Source organism: Arthrobacter sp. Y3221160 (assembly GCF_059092585.1).
In genome coordinates this window covers 57,985-78,259 of record NZ_JBNHHU010000001.1, presented here as the reverse complement: position 1 = coordinate 78,259, position 20,275 = coordinate 57,985, and the positions used below count along the sequence as shown (strand labels likewise).

Below are 20,275 nucleotides of genomic sequence, written 5' to 3'. Positions count from 1 at the left end.
CCGCCCTAGAGGATTCCGATGTTGCGCTTCAGCTCGTGCGGGGTGACCTGCAGGCGGTAGTCGTGCCACTCGGCCCGCTTGTTGCGCAGGAAAATCTCGTACACCTGTTCGCCCAGGATCCCGGCCACCAGCTCCGACTCCTCCATGGTGCGGATGGCGTCATGCAGGCTGGACGGCAACGGGTCAAGGCCCATGGCCCGCCGCTCGGCGGTGCTCAGGCTCCACACGTCGTCCTCGGCGGCCGGCGGCAACTCGTAGCCCTCCTCGATGCCCTTGAGCCCGGCGCCCAGGAGCACCGCGTAGGACAGGTAGGGGTTGGCCGCCGAGTCGATGCCCCGGTATTCCACCCGGGCGGACTGGCCCTTGCTCGGCTTGTACAGCGGCACCCGCAGCAGCGCCGACCGGTTGTTGTGGCCCCAGGACACGTAACTGGGGGCCTCTCCCCCGCCCCACAGGCGCTTGTAGGAGTTAACGAACTGGTTGGTGACGGCGGTGAATTCGGGTGCATGGCGCAGGATCCCGGCCATGAACTGGCGCGCCGTCTTGGAGAGCTGGAATTCGGCGCCGGCTTCGAAGAAGGCGTTCGAGTCTCCCTCGAACAGCGAAAAGTGCGTGTGCATGCCGGAACCCGGGTGGTCGGAGAACGGCTTGGGCATGAAGGTGGCGTAGATGCCCTCCATCAACGCCACTTCCTTGACCACCGTGCGGAAGGTCATGATGTTGTCCGCGGTCTGCAGGGCATCGGCGTACCGGAGGTCGATTTCGTTTTGGCCGGGCCCGTCCTCGTGGTGGCTGAACTCCACCGAGATGCCCACGTTTTCCAGCATGGTCACCGCGGTGCGGCGGAAGTCCTGGGCAACACCGCCGGGCACGTGGTCAAAATACCCGGCGTGGTCCACGGGCACCGGGACCCCGTCCGGACCCAGCTGGTCGGACTTGAGCAGGTAGAACTCGATTTCGGGGTGCGTGTAGCAAGTGAAGCCCATCTCCGCGGCCTTGCCCAGCGTCCGCTTGAGGACATTGCGCGGGTCGGCGGTGGACGGTTCGCCGTCGGGGGTGAGCACGTCGCAGAACATCCGGGACGTTTGCTCCGCTTCGCCCCGCCACGGCAGGATCTGGAACGTGGTGGGATCCGGCTGGACCAGCATGTCGGACTCGAAGACCCGGGCCAGTCCTTCAATAGAGGAGCCGTCGAAGCCGAGCCCCTCCTCGAAGGCGCCTTCGACCTCCGCAGGGGCCAGCGCCACGGATTTCAGCGACCCGACGATGTCGGTGAACCAGAGCCGGACAAAGCGCACGTCGCGTTCCTCGATGGTACGGAGGACGAATTCCTGCTGACGGTCCATGTGCTGCCTTTCGCTGTGTCCGGGCCACGGCATCCAAAAACTGCATGCCAAAGCCTGCGGTGGTCTGCTTCCCTTTAGCCTACTGGCAGCACAACCGAAGTTGGCGCCCCCGGTAACGCGTCCGCGCCAGAGTGGAGGAAGCGGACGCCTGAGGATTAGGCTCTACCACATGCCCACTTCACAGTCTTCCGGCGCCGAGCAGCCGGCTCCTTACGGCACGCCGGCGGCGGCATCGGCTTCCCGCCCGGCCCGCCGCACCCGCATCCACCACCTGCAGCAGGCCAAGGACGAGGGCCGGCGCTTCGCCATGTTGACGGCGTATGACCAGTACACCGCGGAGATTTTCGACGCCGCCGGCATCGAGGTGCTGCTGATCGGGGACTCGGCGTCCAACAACGTCCTGGGCAACGAGACCTCCCTGCCGATCACCGTGGACGAGATGCTGCCGCTCTGCCGGGCGGTCGCCCGCTCGGCCCGCAGCGCGTTCGTCGTTGCCGACCTGCCCTTCGGCAGCTACGAGGTGTCGCCGGCGCAGGCGGTGGAAACGGCCGTGCGCTTCCTGAAGGAGACCGGCGTCCACGCGGTGAAAATGGAGGGCGGCGCCTACTATGCGGACACCGTCCGGGCCATGGTGCAGGCCGGAGTTCCGGTACTGGCGCATATCGGCTTCACTCCGCAGAGCGAGCATGCGCTGGGCGGTTACCGGGTGCAGGGCCGCGGCGACGACGCCGAACGGCTCATCGACGACGCCCTGGCCCTGGAAGCGGCCGGAGCCTTCGCCGTGCTCATGGAGATGGTTCCGGCCGAGGCGGCCGCCAAGGTGGACCAGGCCCTGCGTGTCCCCACGATCGGGATCGGGGCCGGACCGTCGACCACCGGCCAGGTCCTGGTCTGGCAGGACATGGTCGGCCTGCGCGGCGGCAAGATGGCGAAGTTCGTCAAACAGTATGCGGACGTGCGCACCATCATTTCCGACGCCGCCGCCGCCTTCCGCTCGGACGTCCAGGACGGCGTGTTCCCCGGCCCGGAGCACTCCTTCTAGGCACCCCGTCCTTTGGATCCGTAAACCCCGCGCCCGGAGCAGGCGCCGGCGGGTCAGTCGTCCTCCGCGTCCCACTCCTCGTTGCGCCGCTGCACCTTTTCCAGTGCGTGCTCGGCCTCTTCGCGGGTCTCGTAGGGGCCGATCAGCTGCGTCCAGTCGGACTGGGCGCCCACTTCCACCTGATGGGTGACCACGTTGTACCAGAAATCCGCCATGCCGGCCTCCTTACGTTGACGGCGCCCGGCAGCGTGCGAAGGCTGTTGCCCCTCCGCTGTCGGGCACCTCTGCAGCACCTATATGATCGATACTATGCCCCACAACGCAGCAACAGCACCCGTCGGAACCCTCGTTCAAGGCACCGTCAGCCCCCCGTTGCCCGTTCCCCCTTCGATCGTCCGGCCCGAGTACGCGTGGAAGCCGGCGCCGGCCAAATTCACCGGCTCGGAGGTCAAGACGCCGGAGACCATCGAGAAAATCCGCGTCGCCGGACGGATCGCCGCACAGGCCATCGTGGAGGTGGGCAAGCACATCGAGCCGGGCGTGACCACCGACGAGTTGGACCGCATCGGGCATGAATTCCTGCTGGACCACGGCGCGTATCCCTCCTGCCTGGGCTATCGCGGCTTCCCCAAATCGATCTGTTCCTCGGTGAATGAAGTGATCTGCCACGGCATTCCGGATACCACCGTGCTGCAGGACGGGGACATCGTCAACATCGATATCACCGCGTATCTGGACGGCGTCCACGGGGACACGAACTATACCTTTTTGGTCGGCGACGTCGATGAAGAGTCCCGCCTGCTGGTCGAGCGCACCCAGGAGTCGCTGCGCCGCGGCATCAAGGCCGTGGCCCCGGGACGGGAGATCAACGTGATCGGCCGGAGCATCGAGTCCTATGCCAGGCGTTTCGGCTACGGCGTGGTCCGCGATTTCACCGGCCACGGCGTCGGCGAGGCCTTCCACACCGGCCTGATCATCCCGCACTACGATGCCGCCCCGGCCTACAGCCGGGCGATCGAGCCGGGCATGGTTTTCACCATCGAGCCCATGCTGACCCTGGGCACGATCGAGTGGGAGATGTGGGATGACAACTGGACGGTCGTCACGAAGGACCGCAGGCGGACCGCCCAGTTCGAGCACACGCTGGTGGTCACCGAGACCGGGGCGGAAATCCTTACCCTCCCCTAGCTTTTCGCAGCCTGACACCGCCGGAGACAGCGGGTAGGCTTCCGGTAGTCCGGCGAGGCACGCCGGGTCTCAACGCGCACGGAGGTGGCATGGCGACCGAGGACATCGTGGCCAAGAAGGCAGCCAAGCGGGCGGCCCGGTCGGCGATCGGCATCGATATCGGCGGAACCGGCATCAAGGGCGGCATCGTCGACCTCAAAAAGGGCATCCTGGTCGGCGACCGCATCCGCTATGACACGCCCCGTCCGTCCAGTCCGGAGGCCGTGGCCGACGTCGTCGCGCGCATCGTCAAAGAACTCAGCGCCCGCCCGGAGGGACCGGAATCCGACCGGCCGGTGGGCGTGACATTCCCCGCCATCATCCGCCACGGCATTGCACGGTCGGCGGCCAACGTGGACGAGCGCTGGATCGGGACCGACGTGGACGCGCTGCTCACGCACCGGATGTCCCGCCCCGTCCAGGTGATGAACGACGCCGACGCGGCCGGCCTGGCGGAGGTCCGCTACGGGGCGGGTGCGGGGGTGAAGGGAACCGTGCTGGTCATCACCCTGGGCACGGGCATCGGCTCCGCATTCATCTTCGACGGCAAGCTGGTCCCGAACGCCGAGCTGGGCCACCTGGAGCTGGACGGGCACGACGCCGAGTCGAAGGCTTCCGCCGTGGCCCGCGAACGCGACGGCTTGGACTGGGCGGAGTACTCGCAGCGCCTGCAGCGGTACTTTTCGCACGTCGAGTTCCTGTTCTCGCCGGAGCTGTTCATCATCGGCGGCGGCATCTCGAAACGCAGCGAGGACTTCCTGCCCCGGCTTCAGCTGGCCACGCCGATCATCCCGGCCCAGCTGCGCAACAACGCCGGCATCGTGGGGGCGGCCCTGCAGGCGGCCCTGCACTTCGGCTTCGCCAAATAGGCCGGCAACCGGGAGGTTGGTGCCGGTGGCGGCCTCGGCTTCCCCTCCGCAGCCGCCACCGGAGTCTTGGTCGCGCTACTGCGCTGTCAACGGCCGTTGCCGGCCTTCGGGCCCCTGCTGGCCGTTCCTCTGCGCATCGTGGCGCAGCTGGTCGATCGCGGATTCAAAATCCTCCAGCGATTCGTAGCCCTGGTAGACGCTGGCGAACCGCAGGTAGGCGATCAGGTCCAGCTTCTTCAGCGGCCCCAGGATGGCCAGGCCCACCTCATGCGCGTCGATTTCCGCGGCACCGCTGGCGCGGACCGACTCTTCGACTTCCTGGGCCAGCATGGCCAGGTCGTCTTCCGTCACGGGACGGCCCTGGCAGGCCTTGCGCACGCCGTTGACGACCTTGGTTCGGCTGAACGGCTCGCTGACCCCGGAGCGCTTGATCACGCTGAGGCTGGTGGTCTCCACCGTGGTGAAGCGCCGCCCGCAGGCCGGACACTGGCGGCGCCGCCGGATCGCGGAACCGTCATCGGTCAGCCGGCTGTCCACCACCCGGGAATCGGAGTTGCGGCAGAACGGACAGTACACGCCACACTCCTTCCCTCGGGACAGCCAACTTATTCATCCTAGAACCATATCTAGGTGAATTACAAGACTGTGATTACTACATGTTGGGGTTTGGGCCCGTTCAGGCGAACCGGATGGCGACGGCGTCGCCGTGGGCCGGGAGGTCCTCGGCGCGGGCCAGCGCGGCGATGTGCCCGCTGACTTCCCGCAGCGCCGCGTCGCCGTAATTGACCACCTGGACGGCGCGCAGGAAGGTCGTCACGTTCAGGCCGCTGGCGAAGGTGGCGGTGCCGCTGGTGGGCAGCACGTGGTTGGAGCCGGCGCAGTAGTCGCCCAGGCTCACCGGGCTGTAGTCGCCCACGAAGATCGCTCCGGCGTTGCGGATGCGGGCGGCTACCCCGGCCGCGTCGGCGGTCTGGATCTCCAGGTGTTCGGCGGCGTAGGCGTCGCAGACGGCGATGCCCTGTTCCAGCCCGTCCACCAGGATGGTCCCCGACTGCGGGCCGGACAGCGCCTCGCGGACGCGGGCGGCGTGTTTGGTTCGGGCGACCTGCTCGCCGAGTTCCCGGCGCACTGCCGCCGCCAGTTCCTCAGAAGCCGTGATCAGGACGGAGGCGGCGTGCGGGTCGTGCTCGGCCTGGCTGATGAGGTCGGCGGCCACGAACGCCGGATTGGCAGTCTCGTCGGCCAGGATGGCGATCTCGGTGGTGCCGGCCTCGGCGTCGATCCCCACCACGCTCTTGACCAGCCTCTTGGCCGTGGCCACATAGACGTTGCCGGGGCCGGTCACGACGTCCACCGGCTCCAGCGCCGGGCCGTGCCCGTTCGCGGGCGCGCCGTAGGCGAACGCCGCCACCGCCTGCGCGCCGCCGATGGCGTACACCTCGTCGATTCCCAGCAGCCTGGCGGCGGCCAGGATTGTCGGGTGCGGGAGCGAGCCGAAGTCCTTCTGCGGCGGCGACGCGAGGGCGATGGACGCCACGCCGGCGGCCTGGGCGGGCACCACGTTCATGACGACGGATGACGGGTACACCGCCAGCCCGCCCGGGACGTAGAGGCCCACCCGGTTCACCGGGATCCACTTGTGCGTCACCACCGCTCCGTCACCGATCTCGACGTCGGTGTCCCCCGGCTTTTGCGCCGCGGCGAACCGCCGGGCCCGCGCGATCGATTCCTCCAGGCCGGAGCGGACCTGCGGATCCAGCTGTTCCAGGGCTTCGTCCAGCGCGGCCGCCGGCACCCGGGGATGCAGTTGCTCCACCCCGTCGAACCGGCGGGCAAGCTCCGCCAACGCGGCGAACCCGCCCGCCCGGACCTTGCCGATGATTTCCTCTACGGCGCCGGTGGCGGCGTCGAAGGTGGTCTCCGCCCGCGGCATGGCCGCCTTGAGTTCGGCGGTGCCCAGCCGGCGGCCGCGCAGGTCAAGGGTGGGGAAATCGGTGAAGGTGTTGGCCGAGGCTGCAGAAGTCACCCACCCATTCTACTGACCCGGCGCCGCCGCCCGGTCAGGCATCGAGGCAGGCCGGCCCGAGCAGGACCTTGAGGTCGCCGAACAGCGAGGGGTTCGGATTGACCCGCAGATCCACCCCGAGCTTCATCACCTCGACCTTGCGCGAGCCGTTCAGCCGCACCTGCACCTCGGTGGTGCCCGGGTGGGTGCGCAGCACGTCGCCCAGTGCGGTGACCACCGACTCGGTGGCCTTGAAGCTGGCCATCGAGATCACGACGGGCCCCGAGTGCCCGTCGCTCAGGTCCGGAACCGTGAGCTCCTGGGCATTCAGGGTGACGGCGCCGTCGTCGCGGCGCTGCAGCCGGCCGCGGACCACCACGATTAGGTCTTCCGCGAGCACGGTGGCGATCGGCGCGTAGGCCTGCCCGAAGAACATCACCTCCATGGAACCGCCCAGGTCCTCGACCTCGGCGCGGGCGTAGGCGTTGCCGCTGTTCTTGGCGATCCGGCGCTGCAGCGACGTGATCATGCCCGCGATGGTGATGATCTGCCCGTCCGGCGGGCCGTCCTCGCCGATCACGGACGTGATGGACAGGTCCGCGTGCTGGCTCAGGATCCCGTCCAGCCCCTGCAGCGGGTGGTCCGAGACATACAGGCCGAGCATGTCCCGCTCGAACGCGAGCTTGTCCTTCTTGTCCCACTCGGGCAGGTCCGGCACGTCGACCGACAGGCCCCCGGCGGTTTCGCCGCCGTCGTCGAACGCGCTGAAGAGGTCGAACTGGTTGGCCGCCTCGTTGCGCTTGAGCACGATGACCGAGTCCACTGCTTCTTCGTGGATCATCGCGAGGGCGCGGCGCGGATGGCCCAGCGAGTCGAACGCGCCGGCCTTGACCAGCGACTCGATGGTTCGCTTGTTGCACACCACGGCCGGGACCTTCTGCAGGAAGTCGCTGAAGCTGGCGAAGTTGCCCTTCTCGTCGCGTGCGGCCACCATGGCGTGCACCACGTTGGCGCCGACGTTGCGGATGGCGCCCATGCCGAAGCGGATGTCCGTGCCGACCGGGGTGAAGTTCAGCGCCGACTCGTTCACATCAGGCGGCAGCACGGTGATGCCCATGTGCCGGCATTCGTTCAGGTACAGCGCCAGCTTGTCCTTGTCGTCGCCCACCGAGGTGAGCAGGGCGGCCATGTATTCGGCCGGATAGTGCGCCTTCAGGTAGGCCGTCCAGTAGGACACCAGGCCGTAGGCCGCCGAGTGCGCCTTGTTGAACGCGTAGTCGGAGAAGGGCAGCAGGATGTCCCACAGCGCCTTGACCGCCGCCTCGGAGTAGCCGCGGTCCACCATGCCCTGGTGGAAGCCCGCATACTGCTTGTCCAGTTCGGACTTCTTCTTCTTGCCCATGGCGCGGCGCAGGATGTCCGCCTGGCCCAGCGAGAAGCCGGCCACCTTCTGCGCGATCGCCATCACCTGCTCCTGGTACACGATCAGGCCGTAGGTGGTATCCAGGATTTCCCGCAGCGGCTCTTCCAGCTCCGGATGGATCGGGGTGATCTCCTGGACGCCGGTCTTGCGCAGGGCGTAGTTGGTGTGGGAGTTCGCGCCCATCGGGCCCGGCCGGTACAAGGCGATGACGGCGGAGATGTCTTCGAAGTTGTCCGGGCGCATCATCTTCAGCAGGGACCGCATGGGGCCGCCGTCGAGCTGGAACACGCCGAGGGTATCGCCGCGGGCCAGCAGTTCGTAGGACGGCCGGTCGTCCAGGTCGAGCGTTTCAAGGTCCAGGTCGATGTCCTGGTTCATCTTGATGTTCTCGATGGCGTCCGTGATGATCGTCAGGTTGCGCAGGCCGAGGAAGTCCATCTTGATCAGGCCGAGGCCTTCGCAGGTGGGGTAGTCGAACTGCGTAATGACCTGGCCGTCCTGCTCCCGGCGCATGATCGGGATGATGTCGATCAGCGGTTCCGAGGACATGATCACGCCGGCCGCGTGCACGCCCCATTGGCGCTTCAGCCCCTCCAGGCCCAGCGCGGTTTCGAAGACCTTCGCGGACTCCTGGTCGGACTTGAGCAGCTCGCGCATCTCCTCGGCCTCGCCGTAGCGCTTGGCGTTGGGATCGTGGACTTCCTTCAACGTCAGGCCCTTGCCCATGACGTCCGGCGGCATCGCCTTGGACAGCCGCTCGCCGGTGGAGAACGGATAGCCCATGACGCGGGACGAGTCCTTCAGCGCCTGCTTGGCCTTGATGGTGCCGTAGGTGACGATCATGGCGACGCGGTCGTCGCCGTACTTCTCGGTGACGTACTTGATCACCTCGGGGCGGCGGCGGTCGTCGAAGTCGACGTCGAAGTCGGGCATCGAGACGCGGTCCGGGTTCAGGAAGCGCTCGAAGATCAGCCCGTGCTTGAGCGGGTTCAGGTCGGTGATGCGCATCGCGTACGCGACCATGGAGCCGGCGCCGGAACCACGGCCGGGTCCCACGCGGATGCCGTGGTCCTTCGACCAGTTGATGAAGTCGGCGACCACCAGGAAGTAGCCGGGGAAGCCCATCTGGAGGATGATGCCGATCTCATATTCGGCCTGCTTCCGCACGTCGTCGGGAATGCCGTGGGGGAACCGGTAGTGCAGGCCCTTCTCGACTTCCTTGACGAACCAGGACTCCTCGTTTTCCCCCTCCGGCACCGGGAAGCGCGGCATGTAGGAAGCCTTGGTATTGAACTCCACGTTGCAGCGCTCGGCGATCAGGAGCGTGTTGTCGCAGGCCTCCGGGACGTCGCGGAAGATGGCGCGCATTTCCGCCGGCGACTTCAGGTAGAACTCGTCCGCATCGAACTTGAAGCGCTTCGGGTCGGCCAGCGTCGATCCGGACTGCACGCACAGCAGCGCCGCGTGCGACTTGGCGTCTTCGGCATGGGTGTAGTGGAGGTCGTTGGTGGCGACGAACGGCAGCCCGAGTTCGCGGGCCAGTTTCCGCAGGTCGGCCTGGACGTTGCGTTCGATGTCCAGGCCGTGGTCCATCAACTCGCAGTAGAAGTTCTCTTTGCCGAAGATGTCCCGGAAATCGGAGGCGGCCTGCTTGGCCTCGTCGTAGAGTCCGAGCCGCAGCTTGGTCTGGACCTCGCCGGACGGGCAGCCGGTGGTGGCGATCAGCCCCTTGCCGTAGGTCTGCAGCAGGTCGCGGTCCATCCGGGGCTTGTAGAGGTAGCCTTCCAGGGAGGCCAGCGACGAGGCGCGGAACAGGTTGTGCATGCCTTCGGTGGTCTCGGCCCACATGGTCATGTGGGTGTAGGCGCCGGCGCCGGAGACGTCGTTGCGTCCGCCGTCGCCCCACCGCACGCGTGTCTTGTCCGCCCGGGCGGTGCCCGGGGTCAGATACGCCTCCACCCCGACGATCGGCTTGATGCCGGCGTTGCGGGCCTTGTTCCAGAAATCGAAGGCGCCGAAAACGAACCCGTGGTCGGTCGTCGCCACCGCGTTCATGCCCAGTTCATCGGCGTGGCTGAACAAGTCGGTCAGCCGCGCGGCACCGTCGAGCATCGAGTACTCGGTGTGGTTGTGAAGGTGGACGAAGGAATCGTTGCCGATCTTGGATGAAGTCACTGCTGCCACCGTTTCATTCTAGGTGCCGGAGTCGGCCGGTACCGGCTTACACGCGGTGTTCGGCCAGCGCCTGCAGCGCGTAGGCCAGGTCCCGCGGGTACTCGCTCTCGTATTCGACCCACTCCCCGCTGCCGGGGTGGTGGAAGCCAAGTTTCTTGGCGTGCAGCCACTGCCGGGTCAGTCCCAGTGCGGCGGCGAGTTTGGGGTCCGCGCCATATGTCAGGTCGCCGGCACACGGATGCCGCAGCGCGGAAAAGTGCACGCGGATCTGGTGCGTGCGGCCGGTCTCCAAGTGCACCTCGACCAGCGAAGCCCTGCCGAAGGCCTCGAGTACCTCGTAGTGGGTGATCGAGTTGCGGCCGTCTTCGACCACGGCGAACCGCCAGTCGTAGCCGGGATGCCGGCCGATCGGCGCATCGATGGTGCCCTCCAGCGGGTCCGGCAGTCCCTGGACCAGCGCGTGGTAGACCTTGTCCACCGTGCGTTCCTTGAACGCGCGCTTCAGCAGGGTGTAGCCGTGTTCGGTCTTGGCGACCACCATGACGCCGGAGGTTCCCACGTCGAGGCGGTGGACGATGCCGGCCCGCTCGGCGGCGCCTGACGTCGAAATCCGGTAGCCCCGGGCGGCCAGGGCGCCGACGACGGTCGGGCCGACCCAGCCCGGCGACGGGTGGGCGGCAACGCCCACCGGCTTGTCGATGACGACGAAATCGTCCTCGTCTCCGAGAATCTTCAAATCCTCTACCTCTTCCACAACGACGGCGAGCGGATCCCGCTGTTCGGGTACGGCAATGCGCAGGCTTCCCTGCTGCGGGAGCTTCTCCGACTTGGCGATAACCCGGCCGTCCAATTCCACGCGTCCGTCGCCGAGGAGTGCTGCGGCCGCCGAGCGGGATACTCCCAGCAGCGCGGCCACCGCGGTATCGGCCCGCGCGCCGGCTGTCCGGGCGTCCAGCTCCACGACCCTGACGTCGTCAGTCACCGCTCTCCCCCGCCGCCTTGCCGTCGCCGGCCGGCTTGTCCGCGGCCTTGGGGGCCTCCCGGGTACCGTCCATTCCGATGCCCATGAAGGTCAACACGCACCACAGGATGACCGCTCCCACCACGGCGGAGTCGGCAATGTTGAAGATGGCGAAGTTGGGGAAGGCGATGAAGTCCACCACGTGGCCCACCCCGAAGCCGGGTTCGCGGAACAGTCGGTCGGTCAGGTTGCCCAGCGCGCCGCCGAGCAGGAAGCCGAGCGCCACGGACCACCACAGGGACCGGACCTTGCGCGCGTAGACCACGATCGCCGCGGAAACGGCCGTCATGACGATGGTGAACACCCACGTGTAGTCCTCGCCGATCGAGAACGCGGCCCCGGAATTGCGGATGAAGTGCCAGTGCAGCAGCGGCGGCAGCACCGGGGTGATCTGGCCCTCGGTCATGGTGGACACCACCCACCACTTGGTCAGCTGGTCGAAGGCATAGGCGAACGCCGCGCAGCCGGCCAGCAGCAGGATGAACCGGCCGGCGCCCTTCCGCTGTTCCGGTGCGGCCGCCGCCCCATCGTCGGGTCGATCGGCTGCCGGTGAAGTTTCTGACATGTCTCTCTCGTCTTCAGTGCCGGTCGGGCGCCGGGGCGGGGCGCCCAAAGCCAATGGCCGGCGGCAGGGTAATCCCGGCGCCGGCCATTGGGAGCCCCGTGGCACGGGGCTGGCGGTTATCTTCCGCGCTTACGCGTCCGCGCTGTCCTTGACCTCGGGGGCAGCGAAGGATCCGCGGGCTTCCAAATCCCGCAGCTGGCCTTCGATGTACGCCTTCAGGCGGGCCCGGTAGTCGCGTTCGAATCCACGCAGCTGCTCCAGTTTGCGCTCCAGCACGGCCTTCTGCTGCTCGAGGTTGCCCAGGGTCTTGCGGCTCTTCTCTTCGGCGTCGTTGACCAGGCTGCTGGCTTCCAGCTGTGCCTCGGCAATGATCTTGTCCCGCTGCTCCACACCGGCGGTGACGTACTCGTCGTGGAGCTTCTGGGCCATGGCCAGCACGCCTGCGGCGGACTCGGCGGCCGCGGTGTGCCCGGTCCCGGATGCCGGAACGGCCGCGGGGGCCGGCTTCGGCTCTTCCTTCGGCTTGGGCTCTTCCTTGGGCTCTTCCTTGACCGGTTCCCGGACCTGCTCGGTCTTCGGGGCGGCGGAGACCGGAGCCGGCACGGAGGCCTCCGGACCCTGGTTCGACGTGGCTTCGGCCAGCTTCTTGCGAAGTTCGTCGTTCTCCTGGTTCAGCCGGCGGAGTTCGACGACGATCTCATCTAGGAAATCGTCGACCTCGTCCTGGTCATAGCCTTCGCGAAACTTGGTCGGCTGGAACCGCTTGTTGACAACGTCTTCTGGCGTCAAAGCCATCTGGTCACCTCATACTGGTTCGTGGGTCATGAATGCTACGTGCTGGATTCATAACAACGGTAGCGAATATCCGCCGTGCAACGGGCATCCGCCAGCTATATCTGAATCAGAATATATCGTTTCGGAGACGAACACTAACGCGCCTCGGGTCAGGCCAGACCGGCCACGATCGCCATGGCGATCGTGACGGCAAGGAACAGGACCAGGAACGCAAGATCGAGCGCGAATCCTCCGATTCGCAGCGGCGGAATGAGCCGCCGGAGGGCCTTCATGGGAGGGTCGGTCACGGAGTAGACCGCCGACGCCGCGACGAGCGCGATGCCGCGCGGCCGCCAGCGCCGGGCGAAGGCCTGCACGATTTCAAAGACGATCCGCACGATCAGGGACAGCTGGAACAGCATCAAGATCAGGTAGAGCAGGACGAAAATGAGGGACACGCCGGTTCCACGATTCCTAGCGCTAGAAGGAGTAAGGCTGGCGGCACGCCTGCCGGACGTAGCTGCGGGCTAGCTCTGGTTAAAGAAGCTGGCCTGCTGGTCGCTGGACTTCCGGTCCTCGCCCAGCACTTCAACGCTCGACGGCGAGAGCAGGAAGACCTTGTTCGTGACCCGCTCGATGCTGCCGTGCAGTCCGAAGACCAAGCCGGCGGAAAAGTCGACCAAACGCTTGGCTTCCGCTTCGCCCATGTCCGTGACGTTCATGATCACCGGAATGCCGTCGCGGAAACTTTCGCCAATGATCTTGGCATCATTGTACGACCGCGGATGCACGGTGGTGATCTGGTGCAGCACGGTAGCGTCCTCGCGGGCCGACGGAGCGCGCTTGATCGGCGTCACCGGCGCCCGGTATTCCTCGGCAACCTGCTTCACCGGCGGGGCGGGCTCGGGGCGGCGCTCCTGACGGGGCTGGTCCACAGGCTGCTCCTCATCTCGAGCGGGCGTGTCTGCCTGCTCGGCTTCGTAGTGCTCGTCACCATCGGCGAGCCCAAGATAAATCATTGTCTTGCGCAGTGTGCCTGCCATGGTCGCTCCCATCCTGTCTTCAGCGCTGCTGTCGCGCCTTGCCAGGTCCCGGATCGGCCGGCCCGGCAAGGAGTCTGCCTAGCCAAAACGCTACCCCACGGCTGGTCGCGGGCCGAGGACATCGGAACCGACGCGGAGGTGTGTCGCGCCCGCGGCGACCGCCGCTTCGAGGTCCTGGCTCATGCCCGCCGACACCAGGCCGGCGCCGGGATGCTGTTCCCGAAGCCGCTGCGACAGTTCGACCAGCCGGCCGAATGCGCGGGCAGGGTCTGCGCCCAGCGGTGCGACGGCCATCAGCCCGGCGGGGTTTAGTCCCTCGGTGTCGCCGAGGGCATCGGCCAGCGCCGGGATGTCCTCGGGCCGGGCACCGCCGCGGGCCGCCGTGCCCGCGGCCTGCCCGGCGCCGCTCTCGTCAAGGTTCACCTGGATCAGGCAGTCCAGGTGCGACCGTGGTCCGAGCCCGGCCGCCTCCCGCCGTTCCTGCTCGGCCATCACGGCCTTGCCGAGGGCGGTGACGAGTTGCCGCCGGTCCACCGAATGGACCACATCCGCGTACCGCACCACGGACTTTGCCTTGTTCGTCTGCAGTTGCCCGATGAAGTGCCAGCGGAGCCCGGCACCGGCAAGCTCGGCGGCCTTCGCGGCCGCTTCCTGGTCCCGGTTTTCGCCGACGTCGGTGACGCCCAGGTCATGCAGCAGCGCAACGTCGGAGGCCGGGAAGAACTTCGTCACGACGATCAGTTCCGGCTCCGTGGATCGCCCCGCGGCGGCCCGGGCAATCCGTGCCCGGACACGTTCCAGGTTCGCTGCGAGTTCGGACTTGCGGGCGTCGGTACTCATGCGTCCTTCCAGACAAGGCCGGCGAACCGGCCGGTTTGTTGATCGCGCCGGTAGGAGTAGAGCCTTTCGTCCTCCCGGGTGCAGCCGGCCACCTGATGCACGTCCACACCGAGCCCGGCCAGCTCTGCCCTGGCTCCGGCGGCAAGGTCCAAAGCCGGCGTCCCCCAGGCTGTCCTCGCCGCCAGTTGGGGAATCCGGGCAACCGCCTCGGCCTGCATCTGCTCGGGAACCTCATAGCAGGCCCCGCAGATGGAGGGACCGATCCAGGCCCGCAATTCGCCCGAACCGGCCTCGCGGAGCCGGGCGACGGTGTTGGCCAGCACCCCGTCGAGCAGTCCGCGGCGGCCAGCATGGGCCACGGCGGTGGCGGGCCCGCCGTCGGCCCGTGTTCCCACCAGCACGACCGGCAGGCAGTCCGCGACCATCACCGCCAGCGGCGCCGCGCCGTCGGCACTGACCAGCGCGTCGGCCGGCGCGGCTCTTTCAGTGGCGTCGGCCTCCCCGCAGCCGGCGGGGATGACCGCGGCGACGGCCGAATGCACCTGGTTCATGAACCGCAGCGAACCGGCCGGTACAGCCATGGCGTCTTCCAGCGCCGCGCGCCGCCGGAGCACCGTGTCGGGGTCGTCCCCGACATGCAGGCCAAGGTTCCCGGCCGAGCGGTCGGTAAAAGCGGCCCACACGCCGGTGTGGACCCGCTGCTTCCACCAAAACACTGCCGGACCTGCCTGAGGGTTTACTTCAGGAAGTCCGGAACGTCCAGGTCGTCGACGCGGCCTGCGCTCAGGTCCGGCTCGACGATGGCCGGCAGGTCCATGTCGAAGCCCGCGTCGGCGGGAACGTGGTGCTGCGGCATGGCACCGCTGAAGCTGTGCTCCATGGGCTCCGAGACCGGCACGGACGGCTGGGCGGCCGGAACGGCGGGCGTACCGGCGGGGGCGGCGGCCGGCTTCTGGGTCGGAGCGGAGGTGACGTCCACCTGGTCAAAGCCGGCGGCGATGACGGTCACCCGGGCTTCGTCGCCGAGTGCATCGTCGATGACGGCGCCGAAGATGATGTTCGCCTCGGGGTGTGCGACCTCCTGCACCAGCCGGGCGGCCTCGTTGATCTCGAACAGGCCCAGGTCCGATCCGCCCTGGATCGACAGCAGCACGCCGTGCGCACCGTCGATCGAAGCTTCCAGCAGCGGAGACGCGATGGCCAGCTCGGCGGCCTTGACGGCCCGGTCCTCGCCGCGGGCGGAGCCGATGCCCATCAGCGCCGAGCCGGCGCCCTGCATGACGGACTTCACGTCGGCGAAGTCGAGGTTGATCAGGCCCGGGGTGGTGATCAGGTCGGTAATGCCCTGCACGCCGGAGAGCAGCACCTGGTCGGCGGACCGGAAGGCATCGAGCATGGAGACGTTGCGGTCGCTGATGGACAGCAGGCGGTCGTTGGGGATCACGATGAGGGTGTCGACTTCGTCGCGCAGCGTCTCGATGCCGCTTTCGGCCTGGTTCGAGCGGCGGCGGCCCTCGAACGTGAACGGGCGGGTGACAACGCCGATGGTCAGGGCGCCGAGCGAGCGCGCGATCCGGGCCACCACGGGTGCGCCGCCGGTGCCGGTGCCGCCGCCTTCGCCGGCGGTCACGAAGACCATGTCCGCCCCGCGCAGCACTTCCTCGATCTCTTCGGCATGGTCTTCGGCGGCCTTCCGGCCCACCTCCGGGTCGGCGCCGGCGCCAAGACCCCGGGTGAGTTCGCGCCCGACGTCGAGCTTGACGTCGGCGTCACTCATCAGCAGTGCCTGAGCGTCGGTATTGATGGCGATGAACTCCACGCCACGGAGTCCCACCTCGATCATCCGGTTGACGGCATTCACGCCACCGCCGCCGATGCCGACGACCTTGATGACGGCCAAGTAATTCTGCGGTGCTGCCACGTCCTGTGTCCCTTGCTCGAGTCTGTGCACTGATCAGTTCTGCCGGAGCGGGCGGGTACCCTGTCCGGTAGTTTCACCTAACCTTAACCTTCAGCTTGAAGGTTAGAGTTATGTCAAGTAGTTTCTATTCGAGACGCTAGACGCAAGCCCCGGCCCACACAACGACCTTGCTCCGCGTGTCGCGCGTTCCCCGGATGTTGCCCATTTCCCGTCTCCTGCTCAACGGGTCACCGGGCGTGTGGGCGTGCTCACATCGATGACGCTCGCCTTGTCTTTCACGTCTTTTGCCCGCAGCATCGCCTGCAGGACGGTGGCCTTGAGTTCCTGCTCCTGCGCGTTGCCCCACAGCACTTTTTGGCCGCCGGCCAGCTGGAGTTCCACCGAGTCCACCGACTGCGCTGAGGCGTGCTTGAGCTGCCTCAGGACGTCCGGCGGCAGCGCGGCGAGCACCCCGGTGATGGACGCGAAGACATCCGGGTTTTCGGCGGCCTTCGCTCCGTCGATCAAGGGCAGTTTTGCCTCGCTGCGCTTGGCGACCGACGCAAGCTCCGTCCCCGACTCGTCGATCAGCACGAATTTCTTGCCGTCCTTCAGCACAGCCACGGGCGTGTGCTCGATGATCCGAACGTGCAGTTCCGACGGCGGCCTGGCGATCACTTCCACCGACTCCACCGCCGGCAGGTGGTCCACCCGGGCATGGACGTCGCGTTCTCCGATGCGGGCCAGCGGTGTTCCCATGAGCGGTCGCAGCGCCTCGGTGAGCGTTGCTTTTTCGGTGAGTTCGCCGCCCTCGACGGTGATTGTCTTCACGGCCAGCGCCGGCGACAGGAAGATGACCGACATCAAGACGGCGAAGAGCACGGCCACAATGCCGGAAGCAATCAACAGCCGGCGCCGCGTCTTGCGCGCCGCCGGTTCGGGGAAACTGACAACGGTGGATTCGGAGGTGTCCGCCCCGTCCGCGCGGTCCGGTCCCTTGTGGCCCCGCCACCGCGACAGCAGCGCTGCCGCCCCGGCCCGCTTGGCGCCGGACGCGCGCGCGGCCTTGCCTGCCGCCTTGCCGGGCGCGCCGGATGCTGCCGGGACGGACGGGGTGCCGGCGCCGGGCCTGGGCGCACGCGTGGGCCGTGCCGCTCCCCCGGCTTTGGGGGTGCGGGAGGGCGCGGCCGTCCCGGACGTCCTCCCGGCGGGGGCACCGCCCCGACCGGAAGGCTTGCCCGATCCGCGCTGAGGGGCGCGCGGGGCGGGCCTGGCAGCGGGGGCGGGCCGGGCAGCGGCGGCGGGCCCGGCAGCCGCGGTCGACTCCGCGGCGGGCATGGCCGACACCCTGCCGGTGTTGATCCGCACGCCGGTGTCCCGGGGCGCCTCCGTCGCGGCTCCGGGGTTTGGCTGCTGCCCGGCGGCTTCCGGCGGCCGCGGGGCCTCCGGCTGCCGGGCGGCGGCGGGACGCGCGGCGGGAGTGCGGGGCTTGCGCGGACTCATCGCGCCGCCGCTGCGGCCTGCCCCAGGGCCTCGACCAGCACGGGCCCGTATTGGGTCACGTCACCGGCGCCGACGGTCAGCACGATGTCCCCGGGCCGGGAACGGGCAACAATGTCCCTCACCGCCCGCCCCGGATCCGGTGCGTAGCTGCCGGGAGCGAGCCGGTTGGTGATCAGTTCGCTGGTGACGCCCGGGATGGGGTCTTCGCGGGAGGCGTAGATGTCGAGAACGGCCGCCGAATCGGCCAGTTGCAGGGCCCGGGCGAACTCGGCGGCGAATTCCCGGGTGCGGGAAAACAGGTGCGGCTGGAACAGGACGTGCACCGCATGCCCGCCGGCCACCTCGCGGGCGGCCGTGAGGGCCGCGTGGACCTCGGTGGGGTGGTGTGCGTAGTCGTCGAACACGCGTACCCCTGCCGCCGTGCCCTTGGCCTCGAACCGCCTGGCTGCTCCGGTGAACCCGGCCAGTCCCTCGGCCGCGGTGGCCGGATCGATGCCCTGGGTGATGGCCACGGCAAGGGCGGCGGCGGCATTGCGGATGTTGTGCTCGCCCGGCACCTGCAGCCGCAGCGTGCAGCTGCCGCCGGGGTATTCGATCCTGCTGGTGCTCCCCGAGCCGGCGAAGACGGTGTCTTCGACGCGCACCTGGGCGTCGGCCGCGTAGCCGTAGCCCAGCACGCGGCCTGCTGCGCCGGACGCCGTCGTCCGTTCCGCCAGGGCGCGGGCGCCGTCGTCGTCGAGGCAGGCCACCAGGGTGCCGTCGGCCGGAAGCAGTGCGGTGAATCGGTCGAAGGAGGCGTACACGGCTTCGGCCGACCCGTAGTGGTCCAGGTGGTCGGCCTCCACGTTGGTCACCACGATGACCTGCGGACGGTAGTTGAGGAACGACCCGTCGGATTCGTCGGCTTCGGCGACGAACAGTTCGCCCTGCCCGTGGGCGGCGTTGACGCCGAGCGCCGCCACGTCGCCGCCGATGGCGAACGAGGGTTCGCAGCCGGCCGCCTGCAGCATCACGGTCGCCATGGCCGTGGTGGTGGTCTTGCCGTGGGTGCCGCCGACGGCGATCAGCCGCTTCCCCTCCATCGAGGCGGCAAGGGCCACCGAGCGGTGCACGATGTTCAGGCCGGCGGCGGCAGCGGCCTGCAGTTCGGGGTTCTCCGGCCGGATGGCGGTGGAGACAACCACCGTGTCCGCGCCGGCGACATGGCCGGCCTCGTGGCCCACGAAGACGGTCGCACCGAGGGCCTCCAGCTGGCGCAGGACCGCCGAGTCGCGCGCGTCCGAACCGGAGACCGGCACGCCGCGGGCCAGCAGGATCCGGGCGATGGCGGACATTCCGGCGCCGCCCAATCCGATGAAGTGCACGGCGCCGAGGTCGCCGAACGGCAGCCGGGCGGTGGTGTGGAAATCAACGGCTTTCATCTGTGTTCCTCCCTGCTGCCTCGAGCACCAATTGTGCCATTCGGGTGTCTGCGTCGCGGATTCCCAGGGTGTGTGCCGCGGCGGACATCTGCTGCAGCCGCTCCGCGTTTCGCAGCAACGGGATTAGTTCGTCCGTGACCCAGCGGGGTGTGAACCCGCCGTCGCGGACCAGCACGGCCCCGCCGGCGGCCACGAGGGAGGCCGCGTTCAGGGCCTGTTCGCCGTTGCCGTGCGGCAGCGGCACCAGCACGGACGGCAGGCCCACGGCGGCTATCTCGCACACCGTGGCCGCGCCGGCGCGGGCCAGCAGCAGGTCGGCCGCCGCGTAGACATCCTGCATGCCGTCCACAAATTCCACCTGGTGGTAGCCGGGAGCGGCGAGCAGTTGCCCGTCGGCGTCCCGCAGCGCCTTGTTCCGCCCCGTGATGTGCAGCACCTGGATGCCTGCCGCGGCGAGCTCCTGCAGGGAAGCGCCGATGGTGCGGTTGATGCTCAGCGCGCCCGAGGAGCCGCCGGTGACGATGAGGGTCGGCCGGTCCGCCGCCAGTCCCAGCCGCCGACGCGCGGCCTCGCGGGAGGCTTCCCGGTCCAGGGTGGCGATTTCGGGCCGCATCGGCATGCCGACCCAGCGGGCGCCGGGCAGTTTCGTGTCTTTGAACGCGACCGCGACCCGGCTGGTCAGCCGTGCCCCGACCCGGTTCGCCAGCCCCGGCCGGGCGTTGGCCTCATGGATCACGATCGGGACCCGGCGCAGCCTGGCTGCGATGTAGACCGGGGTGCACACGTACCCGCCGACGCCCACCACGACGTCGGCCTTCGCGCCGTCGATGATGCCCGCGGCCTGGCGCACGGCCGCGGCGAACTTGAACGGCAGCTTCAGCAGGTCGAGGGAGGGGCGGCGCGGCAGCGGAACCCGCCCGATCGTGGCGAGCCGGTGGCCCGCCGCGGGGACCAGCCGGGTCTCCATGCCGACGGCGGTGCCGACGGCGAGGATGCGGGCCGCGGGGGCGGCCCGGAGGACGGCGCCGGCGATGGCCAGCAGCGGGCTGACATGCCCCGCCGTGCCGCCGCCGGCCAGGACCACAGAGGGATCGGAAGTGTTCATGGTGTTGCGGAAGTAC

Annotated in this window: 19 protein-coding genes; 3 read left to right on the top strand and 16 right to left on the bottom strand. The window is 68.4% G+C overall.

The window, feature by feature from the left end:
- Positions 1-5 precede the first annotated feature (5 nt).
- Positions 6-1,346 carry a glutamine synthetase family protein gene (locus AC5RWG_RS00355; protein WP_493977944.1) on the bottom strand — a complete coding sequence of 447 codons (1,341 nt, stop codon included), beginning with the start codon at positions 1,344-1,346 and terminating at the stop codon, positions 6-8.
- A 169-nt stretch (positions 1,347-1,515) separates the two neighbouring features.
- On the opposite strand from AC5RWG_RS00355, the gene panB reads away from it, so the two are divergent.
- Positions 1,516-2,388, top strand: coding sequence for a 3-methyl-2-oxobutanoate hydroxymethyltransferase (gene panB, locus AC5RWG_RS00350; protein ID WP_493999482.1), 873 nt, complete (start codon positions 1,516-1,518; stop codon positions 2,386-2,388).
- A 53-nt stretch (positions 2,389-2,441) separates the two neighbouring features.
- Here the strand turns inward: panB and AC5RWG_RS00345 are convergent, their stop codons facing one another.
- Positions 2,442-2,681, bottom strand: a complete 240-nt coding sequence (locus AC5RWG_RS00345) for an SPOR domain-containing protein (RefSeq protein ID WP_493999481.1) — start codon at positions 2,679-2,681, stop codon at positions 2,442-2,444.
- A 16-nt stretch (positions 2,682-2,697) separates the two neighbouring features.
- On the opposite strand from AC5RWG_RS00345, the gene map reads away from it, so the two are divergent.
- Together map and ppgK are read left to right on the top strand one after the other, a co-directional pair.
- Positions 2,698-3,576 (top strand): type I methionyl aminopeptidase, encoded by an 879-nt coding sequence (gene map / locus AC5RWG_RS00340; RefSeq protein WP_493999480.1) that lies wholly within the window; start codon positions 2,698-2,700, stop codon positions 3,574-3,576.
- Between the two features lie 107 nt (positions 3,577-3,683).
- Entirely contained in the window at positions 3,684-4,484 is an 801-nt protein-coding gene (ppgK, locus tag AC5RWG_RS00335) for a polyphosphate--glucose phosphotransferase (RefSeq protein ID WP_493978006.1), read from the top strand.
- Positions 4,485-4,559: 75 nt separating this feature from the next.
- On the opposite strand, the gene nrdR is transcribed toward ppgK, so the two are convergent.
- The 14 genes from nrdR to murG form a co-directional block, all read right to left on the bottom strand.
- Complete coding sequence (gene nrdR, locus AC5RWG_RS00330) at positions 4,560-5,060, bottom strand: transcriptional regulator NrdR (RefSeq protein ID WP_493999479.1); 501 nt, start codon at positions 5,058-5,060, stop codon at positions 4,560-4,562.
- 100 nt (positions 5,061-5,160) lie between these two features.
- Complete coding sequence (gene hisD, locus AC5RWG_RS00325) at positions 5,161-6,510, bottom strand: histidinol dehydrogenase (RefSeq protein ID WP_494166207.1); 1,350 nt, start codon at positions 6,508-6,510, stop codon at positions 5,161-5,163.
- Between the two features lie 34 nt (positions 6,511-6,544).
- Entirely contained in the window at positions 6,545-10,087 is a 3,543-nt protein-coding gene (dnaE, locus tag AC5RWG_RS00320) for a DNA polymerase III subunit alpha (protein WP_494014120.1), read from the bottom strand.
- Between the two features lie 46 nt (positions 10,088-10,133).
- The gene (locus AC5RWG_RS00315) at positions 10,134-11,069 is read right to left on the bottom strand and encodes an RluA family pseudouridine synthase (RefSeq protein ID WP_493999477.1); all 936 of its coding nucleotides are present in this window, start codon (positions 11,067-11,069) and stop codon (positions 10,134-10,136) included.
- Complete coding sequence (lspA, locus tag AC5RWG_RS00310; RefSeq protein ID WP_494013812.1) at positions 11,062-11,673, bottom strand: signal peptidase II; 612 nt, start codon at positions 11,671-11,673, stop codon at positions 11,062-11,064. Before lspA ends, AC5RWG_RS00315 begins: the two co-directional genes overlap by 8 nt.
- A gap of 129 nt (positions 11,674-11,802) precedes the next feature.
- Entirely contained in the window at positions 11,803-12,468 is a 666-nt protein-coding gene (locus AC5RWG_RS00305) for a DivIVA domain-containing protein (protein WP_493999475.1), read from the bottom strand.
- A 149-nt stretch (positions 12,469-12,617) separates the two neighbouring features.
- Positions 12,618-12,905 (bottom strand): YggT family protein, encoded by a 288-nt coding sequence (locus AC5RWG_RS00300; protein ID WP_493999474.1) that lies wholly within the window; start codon positions 12,903-12,905, stop codon positions 12,618-12,620.
- A 69-nt stretch (positions 12,906-12,974) separates the two neighbouring features.
- Positions 12,975-13,490, bottom strand: a complete 516-nt coding sequence (locus AC5RWG_RS00295; RefSeq protein WP_493999473.1) for a cell division protein SepF — start codon at positions 13,488-13,490, stop codon at positions 12,975-12,977.
- 90 nt (positions 13,491-13,580) lie between these two features.
- On the bottom strand, positions 13,581-14,330 hold the full coding sequence (locus AC5RWG_RS00290; protein WP_494013811.1) for a YggS family pyridoxal phosphate-dependent enzyme: 750 nt from the start codon (positions 14,328-14,330) through the stop codon (positions 13,581-13,583).
- On the bottom strand, positions 14,327-15,046 hold the full coding sequence (locus tag AC5RWG_RS00285) for a purine nucleoside phosphorylase YfiH/LACC1 family protein (protein WP_494013810.1): 720 nt from the start codon (positions 15,044-15,046) through the stop codon (positions 14,327-14,329). The genes AC5RWG_RS00290 and AC5RWG_RS00285 overlap by 4 nt, the downstream gene beginning before the upstream one ends.
- Positions 15,047-15,066: 20 nt before the next feature.
- Positions 15,067-16,251 (bottom strand): cell division protein FtsZ, encoded by a 1,185-nt coding sequence (gene ftsZ / locus AC5RWG_RS00280; protein ID WP_493999470.1) that lies wholly within the window; start codon positions 16,249-16,251, stop codon positions 15,067-15,069.
- 219 nt (positions 16,252-16,470) lie between these two features.
- On the bottom strand, positions 16,471-17,733 hold the full coding sequence (locus AC5RWG_RS00275) for a cell division protein FtsQ/DivIB (RefSeq protein ID WP_494013809.1): 1,263 nt from the start codon (positions 17,731-17,733) through the stop codon (positions 16,471-16,473).
- Positions 17,730-19,154 (bottom strand): UDP-N-acetylmuramate--L-alanine ligase, encoded by a 1,425-nt coding sequence (gene murC / locus AC5RWG_RS00270; protein ID WP_494013808.1) that lies wholly within the window; start codon positions 19,152-19,154, stop codon positions 17,730-17,732. The genes AC5RWG_RS00275 and murC overlap by 4 nt, the downstream gene beginning before the upstream one ends.
- The gene (gene murG, locus AC5RWG_RS00265; RefSeq protein WP_493999467.1) at positions 19,141-20,259 is read right to left on the bottom strand and encodes an undecaprenyldiphospho-muramoylpentapeptide beta-N-acetylglucosaminyltransferase; all 1,119 of its coding nucleotides are present in this window, start codon (positions 20,257-20,259) and stop codon (positions 19,141-19,143) included. The genes murC and murG overlap by 14 nt, the downstream gene beginning before the upstream one ends.
- Positions 20,260-20,275 lie beyond the last annotated feature (16 nt).